7 protein-coding genes, 1 rRNA gene and 1 pseudogene are annotated in these 18,335 nt (G+C 63.3%); 1 reads left to right on the forward strand and 8 read right to left on the reverse strand.

Annotated elements, in window-relative coordinates:
• Nucleotides 1-531 precede the first annotated feature (531 nt).
• From H535_RS0109130 to H535_RS0109175, 7 genes and pseudogenes are all read right to left on the reverse strand, one after another.
• Nucleotides 532-2,066: ribosomal RNA gene (locus tag H535_RS0109130) — 16S ribosomal RNA — on the reverse strand.
• 530 nt (nucleotides 2,067-2,596) lie between these two features.
• Nucleotides 2,597-6,371 (reverse strand): annotated as a pseudogene (gene glgB, locus H535_RS24465) (1,4-alpha-glucan branching protein GlgB).
• A gap of 5 nt (nucleotides 6,372-6,376) precedes the next feature.
• Nucleotides 6,377-8,152, reverse strand: a complete 1,776-nt coding sequence (treS, locus tag H535_RS0109140) for a maltose alpha-D-glucosyltransferase (protein ID WP_026819310.1) — start codon at nucleotides 8,150-8,152, stop codon at nucleotides 6,377-6,379.
• Nucleotides 8,149-10,206 carry an alpha-1,4-glucan--maltose-1-phosphate maltosyltransferase gene (locus H535_RS0109145; protein ID WP_245580245.1) on the reverse strand — a complete coding sequence of 686 codons (2,058 nt, stop codon included), beginning with the start codon at nucleotides 10,204-10,206 and terminating at the stop codon, nucleotides 8,149-8,151. The genes treS and H535_RS0109145 overlap by 4 nt, the downstream gene beginning before the upstream one ends.
• 1,732 nt (nucleotides 10,207-11,938) lie before the next feature.
• Complete coding sequence (locus tag H535_RS0109160) at nucleotides 11,939-13,222, reverse strand: ISL3 family transposase (RefSeq protein WP_026819313.1); 1,284 nt, start codon at nucleotides 13,220-13,222, stop codon at nucleotides 11,939-11,941.
• Between the two features lie 158 nt (nucleotides 13,223-13,380).
• On the reverse strand, nucleotides 13,381-14,070 hold the full coding sequence (locus H535_RS0109170) for a YqeB family protein (protein WP_026819314.1): 690 nt from the start codon (nucleotides 14,068-14,070) through the stop codon (nucleotides 13,381-13,383).
• Nucleotides 14,063-14,674: a TetR/AcrR family transcriptional regulator gene (locus H535_RS0109175; protein ID WP_026819315.1), complete on the reverse strand. Its 612-nt coding sequence runs from the start codon at nucleotides 14,672-14,674 to the stop codon at nucleotides 14,063-14,065. Before H535_RS0109175 ends, H535_RS0109170 begins: the two co-directional genes overlap by 8 nt.
• 323 nt (nucleotides 14,675-14,997) lie before the next feature.
• Here H535_RS0109175 and glgP point away from each other — a divergent pair, with 323 nt between their 5' ends.
• The gene (glgP, locus tag H535_RS0109180; RefSeq protein ID WP_026819316.1) at nucleotides 14,998-17,601 is read left to right on the forward strand and encodes an alpha-glucan family phosphorylase; all 2,604 of its coding nucleotides are present in this window, start codon (nucleotides 14,998-15,000) and stop codon (nucleotides 17,599-17,601) included.
• Nucleotides 17,602-17,646: 45 nt separating this feature from the next.
• Here glgP and H535_RS0109185 read toward each other — a convergent pair whose 3' ends face one another.
• A complete protein-coding gene (locus H535_RS0109185) occupies nucleotides 17,647-18,288 on the reverse strand; it encodes a hypothetical protein (protein ID WP_026819317.1) in 642 nt (213 codons plus the stop codon).
• Between the last annotated feature and the right edge of the window lie 47 nt (nucleotides 18,289-18,335).

An 18,335-nucleotide genomic window follows, 5' to 3' on the forward strand; every position in this document is an offset into this window, starting at 1 on the left:
CACAAAAAACTGCAGTCATGACGTTTCAACTCGAAACAAAAACATTGCTACAAGGCACCACGCAACACACAACCCCCACCCAAACAGGCAGAGGCCGAAAACATCACGCAGCACCAGATGCTCGCGTCCACTATGTAGTTCCCAAACAACAACCCCACACACCCCGAACACAACCCCACACAGGGGGCCGCACCAGGATGCCGGGACAAACCAGAAACAACCAAACACCACACACCCGCCAACCGCACAACAGCAGACGACGAAACCATGCGGGCTCCTGTTGCCTCAGGACCCAACAGTGTGCCATGGACACCACCACCAGATGAACAACCACATTCCCAACACCACCCCACCACAAAGGAAGGACAATGCCGTACTAACAGCCGACAAACCAGCAGCAATGCCACAATTCATTGATATTCCACCCATGAGCCACCCACCGGACAACACAAGTGCCCGCAATGAGTATTACTCCTGGCAACCACCCACACCACCATCAGGCAGTGCGAACCAGTTGCAGGTGCTCCTTAGAAAGGAGGTGATCCAGCCGCACCTTCCGGTACGGCTACCTTGTTACGACTTAGTCCCAATCGCCAGTCCCACCTTCGACGGCTCCCTCCCCAAACGGGGTTAGGCCACCGGCTTCGGGTGTTACCAACTTTCGTGACTTGACGGGCGGTGTGTACAAGGCCCGGGAACGTATTCACCGCAGCGTTGCTGATCTGCGATTACTAGCGACTCCGACTTCACGTGGTCGAGTTGCAGACCACGATCCGAACTGAGACCGACTTTTTGGGATTAGCTCCACCTCACAGTATCGCAACCCATTGTACCGGCCATTGTAGCATGCGTGAAGCCCAAGACATAAGGGGCATGATGATTTGACGTCATCCCCACCTTCCTCCGAGTTGACCCCGGCAGTCTCCCATGAGTCCCCACCACAACGTGCTGGCAACATGGAACGAGGGTTGCGCTCGTTGCGGGACTTAACCCAACATCTCACGACACGAGCTGACGACAACCATGCACCACCTGTGAACCAGCCCCGAAGGGAAAGACTGTTTCCAGCCCAAACCGGTCCATGTCAAGCCTTGGTAAGGTTCTTCGCGTTGCATCGAATTAATCCGCATGCTCCGCCGCTTGTGCGGGCCCCCGTCAATTCCTTTGAGTTTTAGCCTTGCGGCCGTACTCCCCAGGCGGGGCACTTAATGCGTTAGCTACGGCGCGGAAAACGTGGAATGTCCCCCACACCTAGTGCCCAACGTTTACGGCATGGACTACCAGGGTATCTAATCCTGTTCGCTCCCCATGCTTTCGCTCCTCAGCGTCAGTAACAGCCCAGAGACCTGCCTTCGCCATCGGTGTTCCTCCTGATATCTGCGCATTTCACCGCTACACCAGGAATTCCAGTCTCCCCTACTGCACTCCAGTCTGCCCGTACCCACTGCACACCCGGAGTTAAGCCCCGGGCTTTCACAGCAGACGTGACAAACCGCCTACGAGCTCTTTACGCCCAATAATTCCGGATAACGCTTGCGCCCTACGTATTACCGCGGCTGCTGGCACGTAGTTAGCCGGCGCTTCTTCTGCAAGTACCGTCACCACCAAAAGGCGGCTTCTTCCCTACTGAAAGAGGTTTACAACCCGAAGGCATTCATCCCTCACGCGGCGTCGCTGCATCAGGCTTTCGCCCATTGTGCAAGATTCCCCACTGCTGCCTCCCGTAGGAGTCTGGGCCGTGTCTCAGTCCCAGTGTGACCGGTCACCCTCTCAGGCCGGCTACCCGTCGTCGCCTTGGTAAGCCATTACCCCACCAACCAGCTGATAGGCCGCGAGTCCATCCAAAACCGCATCAAGCTTTCCACCACCAGGCCATGCGACCGGCAGTCATATCCAGTATTAGACCCAGTTTCCCGGGCTTATCCTGAAGTCAAGGGCAGGTTACTCACGTGTTACTCACCCGTTCGCCACTAATCCACGGTGCAAGCACCGCTTCATCGTCCGACTTGCATGTGTTAAGCACGCCGCCAGCGTTCATCCTGAGCCAGGATCAAACTCTCCGTTAAAAAACAAACATCAACACACAAACCAAAAAAGCCCATGCATCAACAAAAATTTGAAACCAGCTAAAAAACCACCAACCACACACGGGGTGCGTGCAGCCGGCAGCAAATCAACCAAATAAAAAATTGGTATCAACAAACATGACACACTATTGAGTTCTCAAACAACAAGAGCATTCGGTTTCAGCGGGTCTTTTTCTTTCCCGTTTCGCTCCGAAGCAACTTTTCTAATTTACCCACGCTGACTGTTGAAGTCAAATCGGCTGGTTCTCCGTTTGTCCGGCGTATGCCTCAAACCTGAACCACGACCCTGCATGAGGGCCTGTCCCGAACTGTCTTCATCGATCAGCGCGGATATAAACATTACCACCAGCGATGGGTGGACACAAACCGTCGCCAGCGGCTCTCCCGCGGCATCCCCGGAGCGGCTGCATCCCTGCCATGACGCGGAATTCCGGCTGCGGACGGGCTGCTATCCGGCGCCCGCAGTGGAGGCACTGGCGGAATCAGTTTTTATGATCTGCTGCACAGCCTCAGCTGCTTCGGCCCTCCGGCTTCAGGTACAGCACTGCAAGGGGAGGAACGGTCAATGCGGCGGAAGCAGGTTGGCCGCCGTAGGCACCCTCTTCGGCCACCACTGATCCGCCATTGTCCACGCCGGATCCGCCGAACCCGCCGGCGTCGGTGTTGAGCACTTCCCGCCAGGTTCCCGCCCAGGGCAGGGCCAGGCGGAAGTCCTGATGCGGGTTGCCGGCGAAGTTGGCCAGGCAGACCAGCGGGTTGCCTTGGCTGTCCCAGCGAGTGAAGGACAGGATGTTCCGGCCGGCGTCGTTGGCGTCGATCCATGAGAAGCCGGCCGGATCGTTATCCCTGGCGTACAGCGCCGGGGTCTGCCGGTAGATCTCGTTCAGGGAGCGCACCAGCAGCTGCATTCCCCGATGTTGCGGGTCTTCGGTCAGCCACCAGTCCAAGCCATGCTGCTCGGACCATTCCGCTTCCTGGCCGAATTCGGTGCCCATGAAGATCAGCTGTTTTCCCGGATGCGCCCACTGGTAAGCGAGGTAAGCGCGGACATTGGCCAGCTGTTTCCACCGGTCCCCGGGCATCTTGCGCAGCAGCGAGCCTTTGCCATGGACCACTTCGTCGTGGCTGATGGGCAGCAGGAAGTTTTCGGTGAAGGCATACACCAGCGAAAAGGTCGCCTGATGGTGGTGGTATTGCCGGTTCATCGGGTCCTCGGCCATGTACGTGAGCGAGTCGTGCATCCAGCCCATGTTCCACTTCAGCCCGAAACCAAGCCCGCCTTCCGACGTCGGCCGCGTCACGCCGTCGAACGCTGTTGATTCTTCGGCAATCATCACCGATCCAGGGGCACGTCGGTAGGCCGTGGCGTTGACTTCCTGCAGGAAGGCAATGGCTTCGAGATAGTGGTTCCCGCCGTACTTGTTGGGGCGCCAGTCGCCGCCTTCGCGCGAATAGTCGAGGTAGAGCATCGAGGCCACGGCATCCACGCGCAGCCCGTCGATATGGAACTCCTCCAGCCAGAACAACGCGTTGGCGACGAGGAAGTTGCGCACCTCCGACCTGCCGTAATCGAAAATCAGGGTCCCCCAGTCCGGATGTTCGCCCAGCAAAGGATCGGGATGTTCATAGAGCGGTTGCCCGTCAAACCAGGCCAGCGCGAATTCGTCCTTGGGAAAGTGCGCCGGCACCCAGTCCAGCAGCACGCCGATCCCCGCCTGGTGCAACGCGTCGACGAGGTGGCGGAACTCATCGGGATGGCCGAAGCGGGAGGTCGGCGCATAGTACGAAGTGACTTGGTATCCCCAGGACCCGCCGAACGGGTGTTCCGCAACCGGCATCAATTCGACGTGGGTGAAGCCCTGCCACTGCACGTATTCGACCAATTGCTCGGCCAATTGCCGGTAGCTCAGGTCCAGCCGCCAGGAACCGAGATGAACTTCGTAGACGCTCATCGGCGAGTTGTGCGGGTCTTTCGCCGCACGGTCCTCCATCCACTGCTGGTCGACGAACTCATAGGTTGATTCGATGACCTTCGACCCGGTCTGCGGCGGAATCTCCGTCCCGTAGGCCATCGGATCGGCCTTTTCGCGCCACTGTCCGTCCTTGCCCAGGATCTCGTACTTATAGCAGTGGCCGTCCTCGACACCGGGGATGAACAGTTCCCAGATCCCCGACGTGCCCAGCGAACGCATCGCATGGGTCAGCCCGTCCCAATCGTTGAAGTCGCCCTTGACCCGCACGGCCTCGGCGTTGGGGGCCCAGACGGAGAAACCGACGCCGGAAATCTCCCCCAGAGTCGAGGGATACCGCCGGATGTGCGCCCCCAGCGCCGTCCACAGTGTTTCGTGCCTGCCTTCATTGAACAGGTGAATGTCCATCTCGCCGATGGCGGGCAGGAAACGGTACGGGTCGTCGACGGTCAGCTCAGTGCCGTCGTCGTAGGCCACCTCCAGCCGGTAGTCGGGGACGTGGCCGGCCTCCTCCGGCCGCGAGGCACCGACCCAGATCCCCCGCGCCTCATGCTGCAGCGGGATACGGGCCGACGGCGTCACGACAGTGACCTGCCTGGCCAGCCGCTTCATGGTGCGGAAGGTGACTGATTCGACGCCGGAGGCCGACGTGGTCAAATGGGCGCCGAGCACTCGGTGAGGGTCGTGGAACCGCCCCGCCCCGACAGCCGCCAGCACATCGTCGGCGACGGACTCGGGCGCAATTGCCTCGGTGCCGGTGTTCTTTTCAGTCACTGCTTCACCTCTTCATTCAAAGTTCCCGGTCACCCTCAGATGGACGGCCGTCTGTTGAGCTGCCGGCGGTTGAGCTGCCGGCACCGGATGACCGGTCGTCCAGCGCTTTGCGCACGCCGGCCACGGGGACGGGCAGCCAGTCGGGCCGGTTACGCCGTTCGTACACCACTTCGTAGAGGGCCTTGTCCAGCCACAACGCTACGAACAACGGGGAATTGGTTTCCAGTTTCCGGCCGGTTTCCTGCTGGTACCCGTCGATAAACGCGCGGCTGCAGGCGGCGGCCCAGTGCCGTGCTTGTTCCGCCCGCTGTCGGCGGCCGTCGTCGTGACCGCCTCCAGAGGCGGCACCGCTGTCACCGTGCATCACCACCCCGGCAACGTAGTCGAAAGAGCGGAGCATGCCGACGACGTCGCGCAGCGGGACATCGGCCTGTGACCGTTCCGCGGCGGTGCGCAGCGGTTCGCCCTCGAAGTCCAGCACCGCCCACCCCCGGTGCGGTGCGTACAGCACCTGTCCCAGGTGGTAGTCGCCGTGGATCCGCTGCAGATCGGGCAGCTGCTGCTCGTTCCGCAAAGCGTCGATGTGGCCCTGCAGCAGCGCCGCATACCCCTCGCCGACAGCGGGCCCGGCCTCGGCCCAGGCCCAGTCAATCCGGTCGACAATGCTTTCAATGAACAGGGACCGTTCGGCCTCGGTCGCGGTCCTGGTACCAAAGGCCATGGACAGGCTCAGGTGCACTCCGGCGGTGGCCCGTCCCAGCCCGAAGGCTTGGCCGGTGTAGTCATCGCCGTTCAACGCCGCCCGGCAGGCCTGGCGCCAGGCGTCCTCGCTGCCGTCGATGAATTCGCGCAGTACGCTCAGCTGCCCTTCAACCAGCGCGCCGGAGGGGCGCCCGTCGACGAATTCGCCCGCCGGGTCATGCCAGTAGCCGGAAACCCAGCCGTAGGTGGCAGGCACTTGGGTGCATCCGGCCGAGGTGAGCCCGGCGCCGACCTCCACGTCCGGGTTCGGACCGGGCCCGAGCACGCGGAAGAACTTGACGATGGAAGGCAGTTCGCCGTCGTCGATGATGACGGACGTGTTGGATTGTTCGCCGGTGAGCACCTGCATCGACGCCGGGGTGCTGCGCGGCGCGCTGCCGGCAAAGGGCTCGACGGCGTGGCCGGTTGCCCGGCCGTCGGCGGTGGTGCTGCCGCCGCGCATCATCTCCAGCCACGCGGTGACGAACACCGGGTCGTAGGCGCCGTCATAAACCCACCGCGGCGCCGCCGACCCGTCGACGGTGTACTCGGTTTCGCCGACCAGTCCGGCTTCCGCCCCGTCCAATGGCGCGCTGCGGTAGCTGAGCGGCACGTTGATCACGTCCACCCGTTCCCCGCTGTCCACCGCCACCAGATGCACTTCGAGCCCCACGGCCCCGTCCGGGTCGTGCAAGTGGATCCCGCCGACCCTCCGCAGGCTGACCGGGGCGCCCTTGGCGGGATACCAGCGCTGGGCGGGCAGCCATCCGCGGAGCAACTCGGGCAGCGTGGGGGTCATGGGTTTCACGTCGCGGTCCCTCCCGGCTGCTGGATGATCGGCATGGTGGTGGTTTCGGGCTCGGCCGGGTTGGAATGGTCGGTCCGGATGCGGAGCCAGAAGAAGTCGTGGCTTCCCATGGTGAAGGTGATCCGTCCGTCGCTTCCGATGGCCGGAAACGGGGTCCCGCCGAACAAATCGCGCAGGCCGCGCCCGGCGTATTCGGGCACGTCGAGCGTGGTCGAAACAGGGTTCTGCGACAGATTGAACACGCACAGAATGGTCTCGGCCGCTTCGCCGGCTGCATTGCGGGACGGCAGTTCGCGCAGGAAAGCCAGCACCGGGACGGCGTCGGCGTCCACGTTAATGTAACTGCCCAGCCCGAATGCGGGATGGGCCTTGCGGATGCTCAGGATCTGCCGGATCCAGTGCAGCAGCGACCCGGAATGGGCCAGCTGGGCCTCCACGTTGCTGTGGTTGTAGTGATACACCAGCGACTGCACCACCGGCAGGTACAGCTTGCCCGGATCGGCCTGCGAGAACCCGGCGTTCCGGTCGGGGTTCCACTGCATCGGCGTGCGCACGGCGTCGCGGTCGTCGAGCCAGATGTTGTCGCCCATTCCGATTTCGTCCCCGTAGTACAGGAACGGACTGCCGGGCATCGACAACAGCATCGAATGAATCAGCTCCAGTTCGGCCCTGGAATTGTCCAGCAACGGAGCCAGCCGGCGGCGGATGCCGATGTTGGCACGCATCCGCGAATCGGGCGCGTACCAGCCGAGCATCGCCTCCCGTTCTTCCGTGGCCACCATCTCCAGCGTCAACTCATCATGATTACGCAGGAACGTCCCCCACTGCGCGCCTTCGGGGATGGTGGGGGTTTCGGCCATCGTCTGGATGATCGGGGCGGCGCTCTGGTCGCGCATGGAATAGAACAGCCGGGGCATGATTGGAAAGTGGAAGCACATGTGGCACTCGGGCCCGTCCTCGTCCCCGAAATATTCCACCACCTCGTGGGGCATCTGGTTCGCTTCGGCGATGATCACCCGCCCCGGGTAGTCGTGATCGACCATGGCCCGCAGCCTCTTCAGGAAGTCGTGGGTGGCCGGCAGGTTCTCGCAGTTGGTGTCCTCCTCTTCGAAGAGGTAAGGAATGGCGTCTGCACGGAAGCCATCGATCCCCTGGTCCAGCCAGAACCGCGCGACATCGAATACGGCCTTCTGCACCGCCGGATTCTCGAAATTGAGGTCCGGCTGGTGGCTGAAGAACCGGTGCCAATAAAACTGCCGCCGCACCGGATCGAAGGCCCAGTTGGACTCCTCGGTGTCGACGAAAATGATCCGCGCGTCCTCGTACTTCTCGTCGGTGTCACTCCAGACGTAGAAGTCGCCAAACGGGCCATCGGGTTCATGGCGCGAGGCTTCGAACCACTCGTGTTTGTCCGAGGTGTGGTTGATGGGCAGGTCGGTGATGACCCGCAGCCCGCGGGCGTGGGCCTCGGATACCAGCCGCTTGAAGTCGCTGATGGTCCCGAATTCGTCCAGCACCGAGTAGTAGTCGGCGATGTCGTAGCCGCCGTCGCGCAGCGGCGACTCGTAGAACGGAGGCACCCACAGGCAATCGATCCCCAGCCATTGCAGGTAATCGAGCCGCTCGATCAATCCGGAAAAGTCGCCGGATCCGTCCCCATTAGCGTCGGCAAAGCCACGGACCAGCACTTCGTAGAAGACCGCCTTGCGGTACCAGTGCGGATCGTGCTGCAGTCCAGGCGCGTGCAGCTGGAACTGCGGGGCCAACGTCATACCGGCCTCCTCACGTGCAGGATGTGTGCGGGTTCAACATGGGAATCGAGACGGACGTAGTTGTCGGCGCCCCATAACCATCCGTCCGAGGTGATCAGGTCATCGACCCGGTAGGTGCCCTCGGCCGTCAGGTCCTGCGGATCGAGCTGCAGCGCCTGCAGGTCCAGGCTGACCGTGCACTCGCGGGTGCTGTGGGGGTCAAGATTGACGACGACGATAATCGTGTCCTTGGCCGGTCCGCGGGCCGTGGGAACGGCCTTGTGCTTGGAGAACACCAGCACCTCATCGTCGGTGGAACTGTGGATGGTGATGTTCTGCAGATCGCCCAGCGCCGGGTGCAACCGCCGGATCTCGTTGAGCCGCTTCAGATACGGCGCAAGCGAGCGGCCTTCCTCGATCGCGGCCGCGTAATCACGCGGCCGGTATTCGAACTTCTCGTTGTCGATGTATTCCTCCGAGCCGGGCCGGGCCACATGCTCGAACAGTTCGTAGCCCGAATAGACCCCCCACAGCGGGCTGGACATGGCGGCCAGCACCGCCCGGATCTTGAACGCGGGCGGACCGCCGAACTGGAGGTACTCTGTCAGGATGTCCGGGGTGTTGACGAAGAAGTTGGGCCGGAAGAACCCCGAGGTTTCATGGCTGACCTCGGTGAAGTACTCCTCCAATTCCTGCTTGGTGTTGCGCCAGGTGAAGTAGCCGTAGGACTGCTGGAAGCCGACCTTGGCCAGCTGGTGCATCATCGGCGGGCGGGTGAACGCCTCGGCGAGGAACACCACGTCCGGGTCGAAGGCACTGACTTCGGCGATCAGCCACTCCCAGAACCAGACGGGCTTGGTGTGGGGGTTGTCCACCCGGAAGATTTTCACGCCGTGGTTGGCCCACAACCGCACGATCCTGAGCACCTCGGCGCTGAGCCCATCGGGGTCATTGTCGAAATTGATCGGATAGATGTCCTGGTATTTCTTCGGCGGGTTCTCGGCGTAGGCGATGGTGCCGTCCACCCGGGTGGTGAACCATTCGGGGTGGGACGTCACCCACGGGTGGTCCGGCGAGGCCTGCAGTGCCAGGTCGAGGGCGACCTCCATTCCCAATTCTTCCGCCCGGGCGACGAATGCATCGAAATCCTCGAAGCTGCCCAGATCCGGATGGATGGCGTCATGGCCGCCGTCGGGCGAACCAATCGCCCACGGCGAGCCCGGATCACGTTCGGCGGCATTGAGCGCGTTGTTCGGCCCCTTCCGGTGTGTGCGGCCGATCGGATGCACCGGTGGCAGGTAGACGACGTCGAACCCCATGGCGGCGATGTCGTCGAGCCGCCGTGACGCAGTGGCGAAGGTCCCGGAAGTCCATTCGAGCGTCGCGGGGTCCTGCACTGCTCCGATGGAGCGGGGAAAGAATTCATACCAGGAGCCGCGGCCCGCCGCGGGGCGTTCCACCCGGATGGGATACCGGGCGCTGGAGGTCACCAGGTCGCGGATGGGTTGGCGTTCGACGGCGGCCAGCACCGCTGCGCTGGTCCCGGCGTCCAGGCGTTCGGCCACCGTCAGCGCCCCGTCGGCGAGCGCGGCGGCCGCGGCGGCAATGGTGTCCCGGTCGGCCGGTTCGCGGTGTTCATCGGCGGAGGCGACCTGAAGCAGCGCCGCGCCTTCGGCCAGCATGAGCTCGACGTCGACGCCGGCGTCGAGCTTGACCTCGGCATTGTGCTGCCAGGTGCCGTACAGATCCGCCCATCCTTCAATGGCAAACGACCAGTCGCCGGTGGCTGCAGGCGTGAGCCGCCCGGTCCAGCTGTCGGTTCCGGGGAGCCGCTCGACCAGCCGGGTGCGCTGCCGTTCCTCCCCGTCAGGGCCGTACAACACCGCAGTGACCCCGAGACGGTCATGTCCCTCGCGGAAGACGGTTGCGGACACTTCCATATTCTGTCCGGGAATGGCCTTGGCGCTGAACGCACCGCCCTCAATGACAGGCTGGACCTTGGTGATCGGGATACGGCCGGTCCGCAGTTCCGATGTCGACGATTCCGATGCAGGTATCACCTTGGAAGTGGTCACACCCTAGACGTTAGCGACATTCCGGGCAGATTGCTAAGGGTGCATAGGGTATGTGAAAACATCGGCGGCGGAATTCATGCTCCGCACCCTCTCGGACGCCCCGGCGTCAGTTCAGGAGGCGGTGGCACCGCCAGAAGCCGACTGCCCAGATCCAGTCAGGAATCGCTTGCACTGACCGCTTTGCGCTGTTCCCGTTCGATGGTGCGGTAGATTGTCGGCCGGCTCACAGCGAATAGTTCGGCCATTTCAAAAATGCTGCGCCCCGCAGCCTTATTTCCCGGTCGTCGAGGACGTCAGGGATTTCATGGGCGCCCCGCTCGGAGCCGACCAGAGGGCCCAGTAGGGTGACGACGAAGGTACCACCGGCCCGGCAGACCGCCAACGCCTCACGCAGGCCGGTGCGGTTCGTGGCTCTGCCGGTGAGCCGCGATCAACATAGTTCCGCTTGGCCCGATCCAGAACGCTACCAAGGCATCTACCCAACTGGAACGATTATGGCCGCGTGACTTCATTGAAGCTTTTCGGAGCGGCATGACACTCACCTCAACACGCCGTTCCCCACGAACCGGGAAGAGCCGCCAATCCGAGGTTCATGGTTCGGCCTTGTGCCGCAATGCGAAGGGCGCGGCGGGCCAAAAGCATCTGTCATTACATGTCCGCCGAACGTTGGCAAAACATTTCCTGAACGACTGTGTAAAGTAGATGATTGGTTAGGGAAATAAAGAATTGCTCTTGAGAAAATTTGGGAAGACATGTGCTGTGGTGAGTGTCGCGACCATTAGTCTGGCGGGCCTTTCGTCCCCTGCTACAGCTCTAGCGAGCACAGCGACCGAAACTCACGTGAATACGAAAGATGCAACTTCGATGCTCCGCGCGAACATCAAGGATGCGGCAATGAACGGTGATGCTGACGCCGCAGAATCCCTCGAAGCCTTCGATGCTCTCTCAGGTAAGGAACGTCAAAAGCTTGAGGGCATTCTCAAGAACGAGAGGGTCCTCTTTGCTGCAGAACGGCCTGGCAGCGGCGTTAGTATGCGGCAATCGAACTGCCATGTCACTCCGACAAGGTTTAGCAGCCTGAGTGGCACCTCCACTCTGGCGGCGACCTATCGGGTTACGGCAACGTGCGACCAAGAGTTCCTCTTCGCCGGTATCAGCGTTACCAAAGTCCGTCTTACCGGGAAATATACAACTGGGCGCGGTCGCGTACTTGACACACACCGCGCATACTTCCGTGTTCTCCACTCCTATGAGCCCGGTGTGTCAATATCAAACTCCGACAAAAGGCATTACGTTTCCGGCGGACGGGGCCACTTCCGGACTACCGTAACGGTGACGCGATCCATCTTTGGCTGGGAACACAGCACCCGGAGCGGAGTCCTCCGACTCGTTACGAATGGACCTGGTGTAGTGTCATGTGGATGGGTGTGACGGAAAATCCTCTAGTCCCGACCTTCGGAGAAGCCATAGGTTCCTTCGGCCTGATGGCCATCTTTCTCATGATTGGCTTGTTCGTCATCTATCGGATGGTTGAAGCTGCCTTTCATAGAGGCAGAAGGGAACCCGACTCCAAGCCGCGAAGTGACTCAGGGTACGACAAGCAGTGATCGGTTCCTACTGAATACGAATCATCGATTCTCACAGCAGCATTAGGTGTATTTGGGGTGAGGGAAACACGCATTATGTTCCCTCACCCCTTTCCTTTTTATGGCTCTCCTGACTGATCCGTGGGTCATGACCGGCCGGGAAGTTCAGGTCGATGGCCGCCAAGGTTGAGCATCGCGAGGGCGATCAGGGCGTCGGGGGTGGCGAAGCCAAAGGCCATCCGGGTGATCAGTCGGACCTTGGTGTTGACCGATTCGATGCGTCCGTTGGACAGGCCATGTTCGATCGCGGCGAGGATCGAGTGGCGGTGCCGCACGATCCTGCGCTGCAGTGTCACGAACGCCGGGATCCGGCAGCGGCGGGCCCAACCGATCCACCGGCTCAGGGCCGCGACGGCTTCCTCGTAGGGTAGCTGGAAGATCAGCCGCAGACCCTCCTTGAGTAGGTACGCGCGGTGCAGCCCCGGGTCGGTCTTGACGATCCAGTCCAGCTTCGCCTGCTGCTTTTCGGTGAGGTTCGAGGGGTTCTTCCATAGCGCGTACCGAGAGTTTTTGAGCAGCTTCGCCGTGCCCCGCGAGCGACTGGCCTTACGCCGTCCGACCGCGCCCCGTGCGGTGTTCCACGCATCGCGGCGGACCTCATCGAGGGCCTCGGTAGCCCACTTGACGATGTGGAAGGGATCGGCACACCGCACGGCGTTGCCGCACCGCTCGGCGACCACATCGCTGATCCAGTCCGCTCCATCGGCCGAGACGTGAGTGATGGCCCCGCACCGGTCCTCACCTGCTACCTGCCCGGACTCTTCAAGGGCGTCGAAGAACCTGCGCAGGGTGGCCTTGTCCCGCCCGGGCGCGGCCCACACCAACCGGCCAGTGTCGTGGTCGACCACCACGGTCAAGTAGCGATGGCCCTTCTTGTACGAGATCTCATCGATCCCGATCCGCGAGAGGTTTGCGAACCGGTCATGGACGGCCTCGACATCGGCCCACACGCGGGTGATGATCGAGCCCACGGTGCGCCAGGCGATCCGCATCAGTTCACACGCCGCGGACTTCGAGCACTTGGTCGCCAGCCACGCCACCTGCTCATCGAACGCGTGGGTGTGCCCCGCACCGTGCCGCGCCCAGGGCACGTGCGCGACCACCACCCCATGGTCGGGGCACTGCACACGTGGTGCGTCGGCCTCCAGCCACACCGCAATGGTGCCCAGGTCCAACCCCCGCCACCGGCGGCGGCCCTCCCCGTGGTCGTACCATCCGGCCGGCCTCCGGCAGCGCCCGCACCGTCGCCTTGCGCCCTTGCGAGGCCGCACTTCGGCGATCAACGCCTGCTCGTCCTCGTCGAACTCGACGTCCTCGACCACACTGCGTTCGAGTCCGAGCAGGCAACGCCATAGAGTGGCATTCTGCATGCCATTCTCCTGTCTACAGTTCTTGGATCGGCTCCCGGTACCAGTAGGGCCGGTCGCCGCCCTCGCTGGCAGGTCCGTGACTGCGGGTGCGGCCGTAAGATTCGAGGTTCAGGAGGGCGGCGGCGTCAGCGACCAAGCTGGTGGCATTCTCGTGAACATCACCTTTGGTCGGGCACGACCCGGTACTGCTGGGCGTCGTTGCGGTCGCGCACGACGATGCCGAGGTCGCGAAGGTCGTCGCGGGCGTCCTCGGCCGCTCCGGATCGCTTGTCGGCAAGAGCACGCTGTCTGGCACGCAACAGGTCCTGTACTCGGTCGCTCAGCTGGCCGTTGCCGTCGACCCACGTCTCGAAGGCGTGTTCGTGAGGGTCGGTGGTCCCTTGCCAGTGGTAGCCGAATCCTACGAATGCCTGACGCAGCCGGGGGAGGAGCATCTTGTCGGTCTTGGCACGCAGCAGCTCGTTCGTGTGCTCGTCGACCAGGATCAGGTCTCGGCCATCGCTGAAGACCTCGTCGATCCGATCACGGGCGACATGGCTGCCGGCCCCGCCTCGCTGCACGGTCACGCCGTCGGGCGAGACGGTAATGATGCCGTTCTCCTTCTGCCACTCTCGCGTGATCCAGAAGCCGAGCCCCAGTCCGGCGATGGTCAGCGCAGGAATTGCCCACATCAGGGGCAGTCCGGCGGCCAGGCGCAGCGGGCCGGGAGCATCGCCGGCCAGGCCGAGCAGCCAGTTCACGATCGGGCCGATGACGAACGCTGCCCCGAATCCCAGCACCGCCCCTGCGATGCGAACACCCACGATCCATCTGGTCGGAATCGCGATGGCGACATGATTCTCAGTCACGGTGGTCCACTCCTTGCGACGGAAACGTCGTCAGATAACCCATGGCGGTGCGCCGCAGTTCGGGCAGCGGCGAGTAGCCAGGGCGGGCGTTGAGATAGGTGGCATCCACGATGGCCTGCAACCATGTCGCCGTCTGGATCGGATCCAGGGCGGGATCGATGTCACCGTCGTCGATTCCTCGCACGATCAGCACTGCCAGGCCGTCGCGCACCACCTCTGAGGTGCGCCCGACTACCGCAATCAAGTCGGGGTCATGCTCGGCACGGCGCAGCAGCTCGACGAGCATCCCAGAAGCGCCGGGATCGATGGCATCCTTCGCCAGCTCGCCAAGAACATCGAGAATCGCCGATACCGGTTCCTTAGCGTCGGCATGCCGGGCTATCAAGGCCTCCGCGGCGGGCAGGTCGCGCTCGAAGACCGCCCGGAACAGTGCCGCCTTGTCGTTGAAGTAGTAGAAGACGCTGGCCGGACTGATGCCTACGGCTGTTGCGATCTCCGCCACGCTCGTGCGCTCATAGCCCTGTGCTGCGAACAGCCGGCCCGCCTGGGCTGCGATCTGCTCCCGCTTCTGCGCGATCCGCTCCTGATCCGCTCGCCTCGCCACACCAATCCAATCATTGTCTGATCAATCAGTCACAGAATACTCTGGCGGACAGGCCAGCGGCAAATGCCGAGGTCATGCCTAACCCCCCACCTGCAACAACGTCGGGGACGATAAGTTCCGCGGCTACTCGTTGACTCCCGTTCAACATCGGAGCAGTCTCGTCAGGCGACGTCACTGACGGGGGTGAATCTTCTCAGGCCCAGAACCTAACGGGGGGCGGCGTGCAGCTCCTTCAGACGCCCGGAACCACCCACGGATACGTCACAAGAGCCCTTTTTATCCGTTGTGTGCCCGGATGCGCGAACTGCGCTAATCTAGCCGCTGTGAAGGCAATCCGTAGATTCAGCGTCCGTACCGTACTTCCCGACGCTCTGGAACCCCTGGGCCGGCTGGCAGCCAACCTGCGGTGGTCGTGGCACCAGCGCACGCTACGGCTGTTCGAGGAGCTCGACCCGCAGCTGTGGCAGCAGAGCCGCCGGGACCCGGCGTCGTTCCTGGGCATCATCAGCGCCGAACGATTGCAGCAGCTGGCCGCCGACCCGGACGTGGTGTCGCGGGTGCAGCAGCTGGGTGCCGACCTGGACAACTATCTTGCGGAGCCGAAGTGGTATCAGTCCCTGGGCTCTGATGCCCCGGCCTCCATCGCCTACTTCTCTCCCGAATTCGGGATCACCTCGGCGCTGCCGCAGTACTCCGGCGGTCTTGGCATCCTGGCCGGCGACCACCTCAAGGCAGCCTCGGATCTGGGAGTGCCGCTGATCGGCGTCGGCCTGCTCTACCAATCCGGCTACTTCCGCCAATGGCTCTCCCGCGATGCCTGGCAGCAGGAGTCCTATCCGGTGCTCCACCGCGATGAGGTGCCGCTGAGCCTGTTGCGCGAATCCGACGGGACACCGGCGCAGGTCCAGCTTCCGCTGCCCGACGGCCGGCAACTGCTGGCTCGCGTCTGGCGCGCCGACGTCGGCCGTGTCCCGCTGCTGCTGCTCGATTCCAACGTGCCGGACAACGACCAGGCCGCCCGGGGCGTCACCGACCGGTTGTACGGCGGCGGCGGCGAGCACCGGCTGCAGCAGGAACTGCTGCTGGGCATGGGCGGGGTGAAGGCGCTGCGCATCTTCGAACGGCTGACCGGCACACCGGCTCCGGAGGTCTTCCACACTAATGAAGGCCACGCCGGTTTCCTCGGCGTGGAGCGGATCCGCGAGCTGATGCATGCCCCTGAGCCGCTGTCCTGGGATGAAGCCCTGATGGCCACCCGCGCCGGTACGGTTTTCACCACGCACACCCCGGTTCCGGCCGGCATCGACCGGTTTGAACGCGACCAGATCGCACACTTCTTCAATGCGGGCCTGGCCCCCGGTGTTCCCGTGGACTCCATCCTGGCCCTGGGACATGAATCGTACGAGGGCGGAGACCCGTCCGTGTTCAACATGGCGGTGATGGGCCTGCGGCTGGCCCAGCGCGCCAATGGGGTGGCGAAACTGCATGGGGAGGTCTCCCGGTCAATGTTCGCCGGCTTGTGGCCGGGCTTCGACCAGGCAGAGGTACCCATCGGCTCCATCACCAACGGGGTCCATGTCCCGACGTGGGTGGACCCGCAGATCGCCCAGCTGGCGAAAGAACAGTTCGGCGCGGCCTCCATCCTGGATCCGGAGTGGACGCGCGCCCACGACGTCGACGACGCCACCATCTGGCAGCTGCGCCGCAACCTGCGCAGCCAACTGATTGAGGACGTACGACGGCGGGTGCGCGCGGCCTGGAAGGAACGCGGCCTGACGGACGCGGAGCTGTCGTGGACGGACTCGGTGCTGGACCCGGATGTACTCACCATCGGCTTCGCCCGGCGGGTTCCCACCTATAAACGGCTGACGCTGATGCTGCGTGATCCTCAGCGTCTCAAGGCGCTGCTGCTGCATCCCACGCACCCGATCCAGCTGGTGATCGCCGGCAAGTCGCATCCGGCCGACGAAGAAGGCAAGCGGATGATCCAGGACCTGGTCCGGTTCACCGACGATCCCGAAGTCCGGCACCGGATCGTCTTTTTGCCCAACTACGACATCGCCATGGCCCGCACCCTGTTCCCGGGCTGTGACGTGTGGCTGAATAATCCGCTCCGCCCGTTGGAAGCCTGCGGAACCTCCGGGATGAAGGCCGCCATCAATGGTGGACTGAACCTGTCGGTGCTCGACGGCTGGTGGGACGAGATGTACGACGGCGACAATGGCTGGGCGATCCCGACCGCGGACCGCAGCAGTGCGGACGCGGGCCGGCCCTTGACCGGCCCGGAAGCCGAGCACCGCGACGATGTGGAGTCCGCGGCGCTGTACGACCTGCTGGAACATACCGTTGCCCCGACGTTCTATGGCCCCGGCGGCACCGGTTCCGGGACCGTACCCGCCGAATGGGCGGCGATGATTAAGCACACGCTCGCCACGCTGGGACCGGCCGTCTCCGCCGAACGCATGGTGGCCGAGTATGTGCAGACGCTGTATCGTCCCGCCGGCGCGGCGGACCGCGGCATCCGGGCCGCGGACTATGGAGCCGCGCGGGAACTGGCCTCCTACGCCGACCGGGTCAGGGCCTGCTGGGACTCGGTGGTGGTTGAGCACGTCGACTCCGCCGGAGTGGACGATTCGCCACGGATCGGCGACACCATGACCGTCACCGGGTACGTGGACCTGGGCGGACTGGCCCCGGAGGACGTGTGCGTGGAGGCCGCCTATGGCAGGCTCTCCGGCTCGGATGAACTGGCCGACGCCACGTTGCAGCCGATGGCAGTGTCACAGGACCTGGGGTCCGGCCGCTACTCGTATACCGCGGACATCACGATCGGCCAGCCCGGCGCGTTCGGCTACACCGTCCGGATCTTCCCCTCGCACGAGGGACTGGCGTCCAAGGCCGAGCTCGGCCTGGTCGCCGAAGCCTGACCCGGGCGGGCCGACCCGCCGTCGTCGGCGTCGTTCTTCATAAGCTTAGTTGGACAGCAGCTCGACCAGTTTCCGGTCGAGTTCCTCGGACGTGATGTCCGGCCCGCCGGCTGTATCCCGCCGTTCGCCGCCGGCGCCCAGCCCGACCCTCCACTGGCCGTCCTCACACCTCACAGACAATGTCTGCACCGACTCAAACGTCGTTGAACCGAAGTGGACGGCGCCGTGCGGATTGGACTCGAAATGCGCATCGACCAGCGAGCGCAGGGTTCTCATATCGGACGTGCTGCGGTCCTTGACGAGCACCTGCCACGCCCCCAGGGCAAGCGGCTGCAGGAACATTGATGCTTCGGGGGCCTGCAGCAGCAGGCCCCCGTCGACGTCGTCCTCCCCCACGAACCCCAATTCGATCCACCGGGTGGACGCCGCCATAATGTAGTTGACCAGGCTCAGCGCCTCCGTTGGTTCCACTTCATCGCCATTGACGTGCAGCAGCCCCCTGGCCAGCAGGCTCGACGCTCCGACGGCGGTGACCAGCGGGGAGAGATAGTCCTCGTTGACGTGCAGCATTTCGACCGACTTGCGGGCCGAGGCGCTGTCGAATCGTGACAGCAGATACGACAATTCGGCTATGCCGAGCCCTAACGGCGCATCTTCGTCGGCATATTCACTGGCAGGGTCCGTCATGCTTGATTGAGGTCCTCTCTTTTGCTCCCGTTCACCGGGATGGTTCC

The organism is Arthrobacter castelli DSM 16402 (assembly GCF_000430705.1).
Lineage (GTDB): Bacteria > Actinomycetota > Actinomycetes > Actinomycetales > Micrococcaceae > Arthrobacter_C > Arthrobacter_C castelli.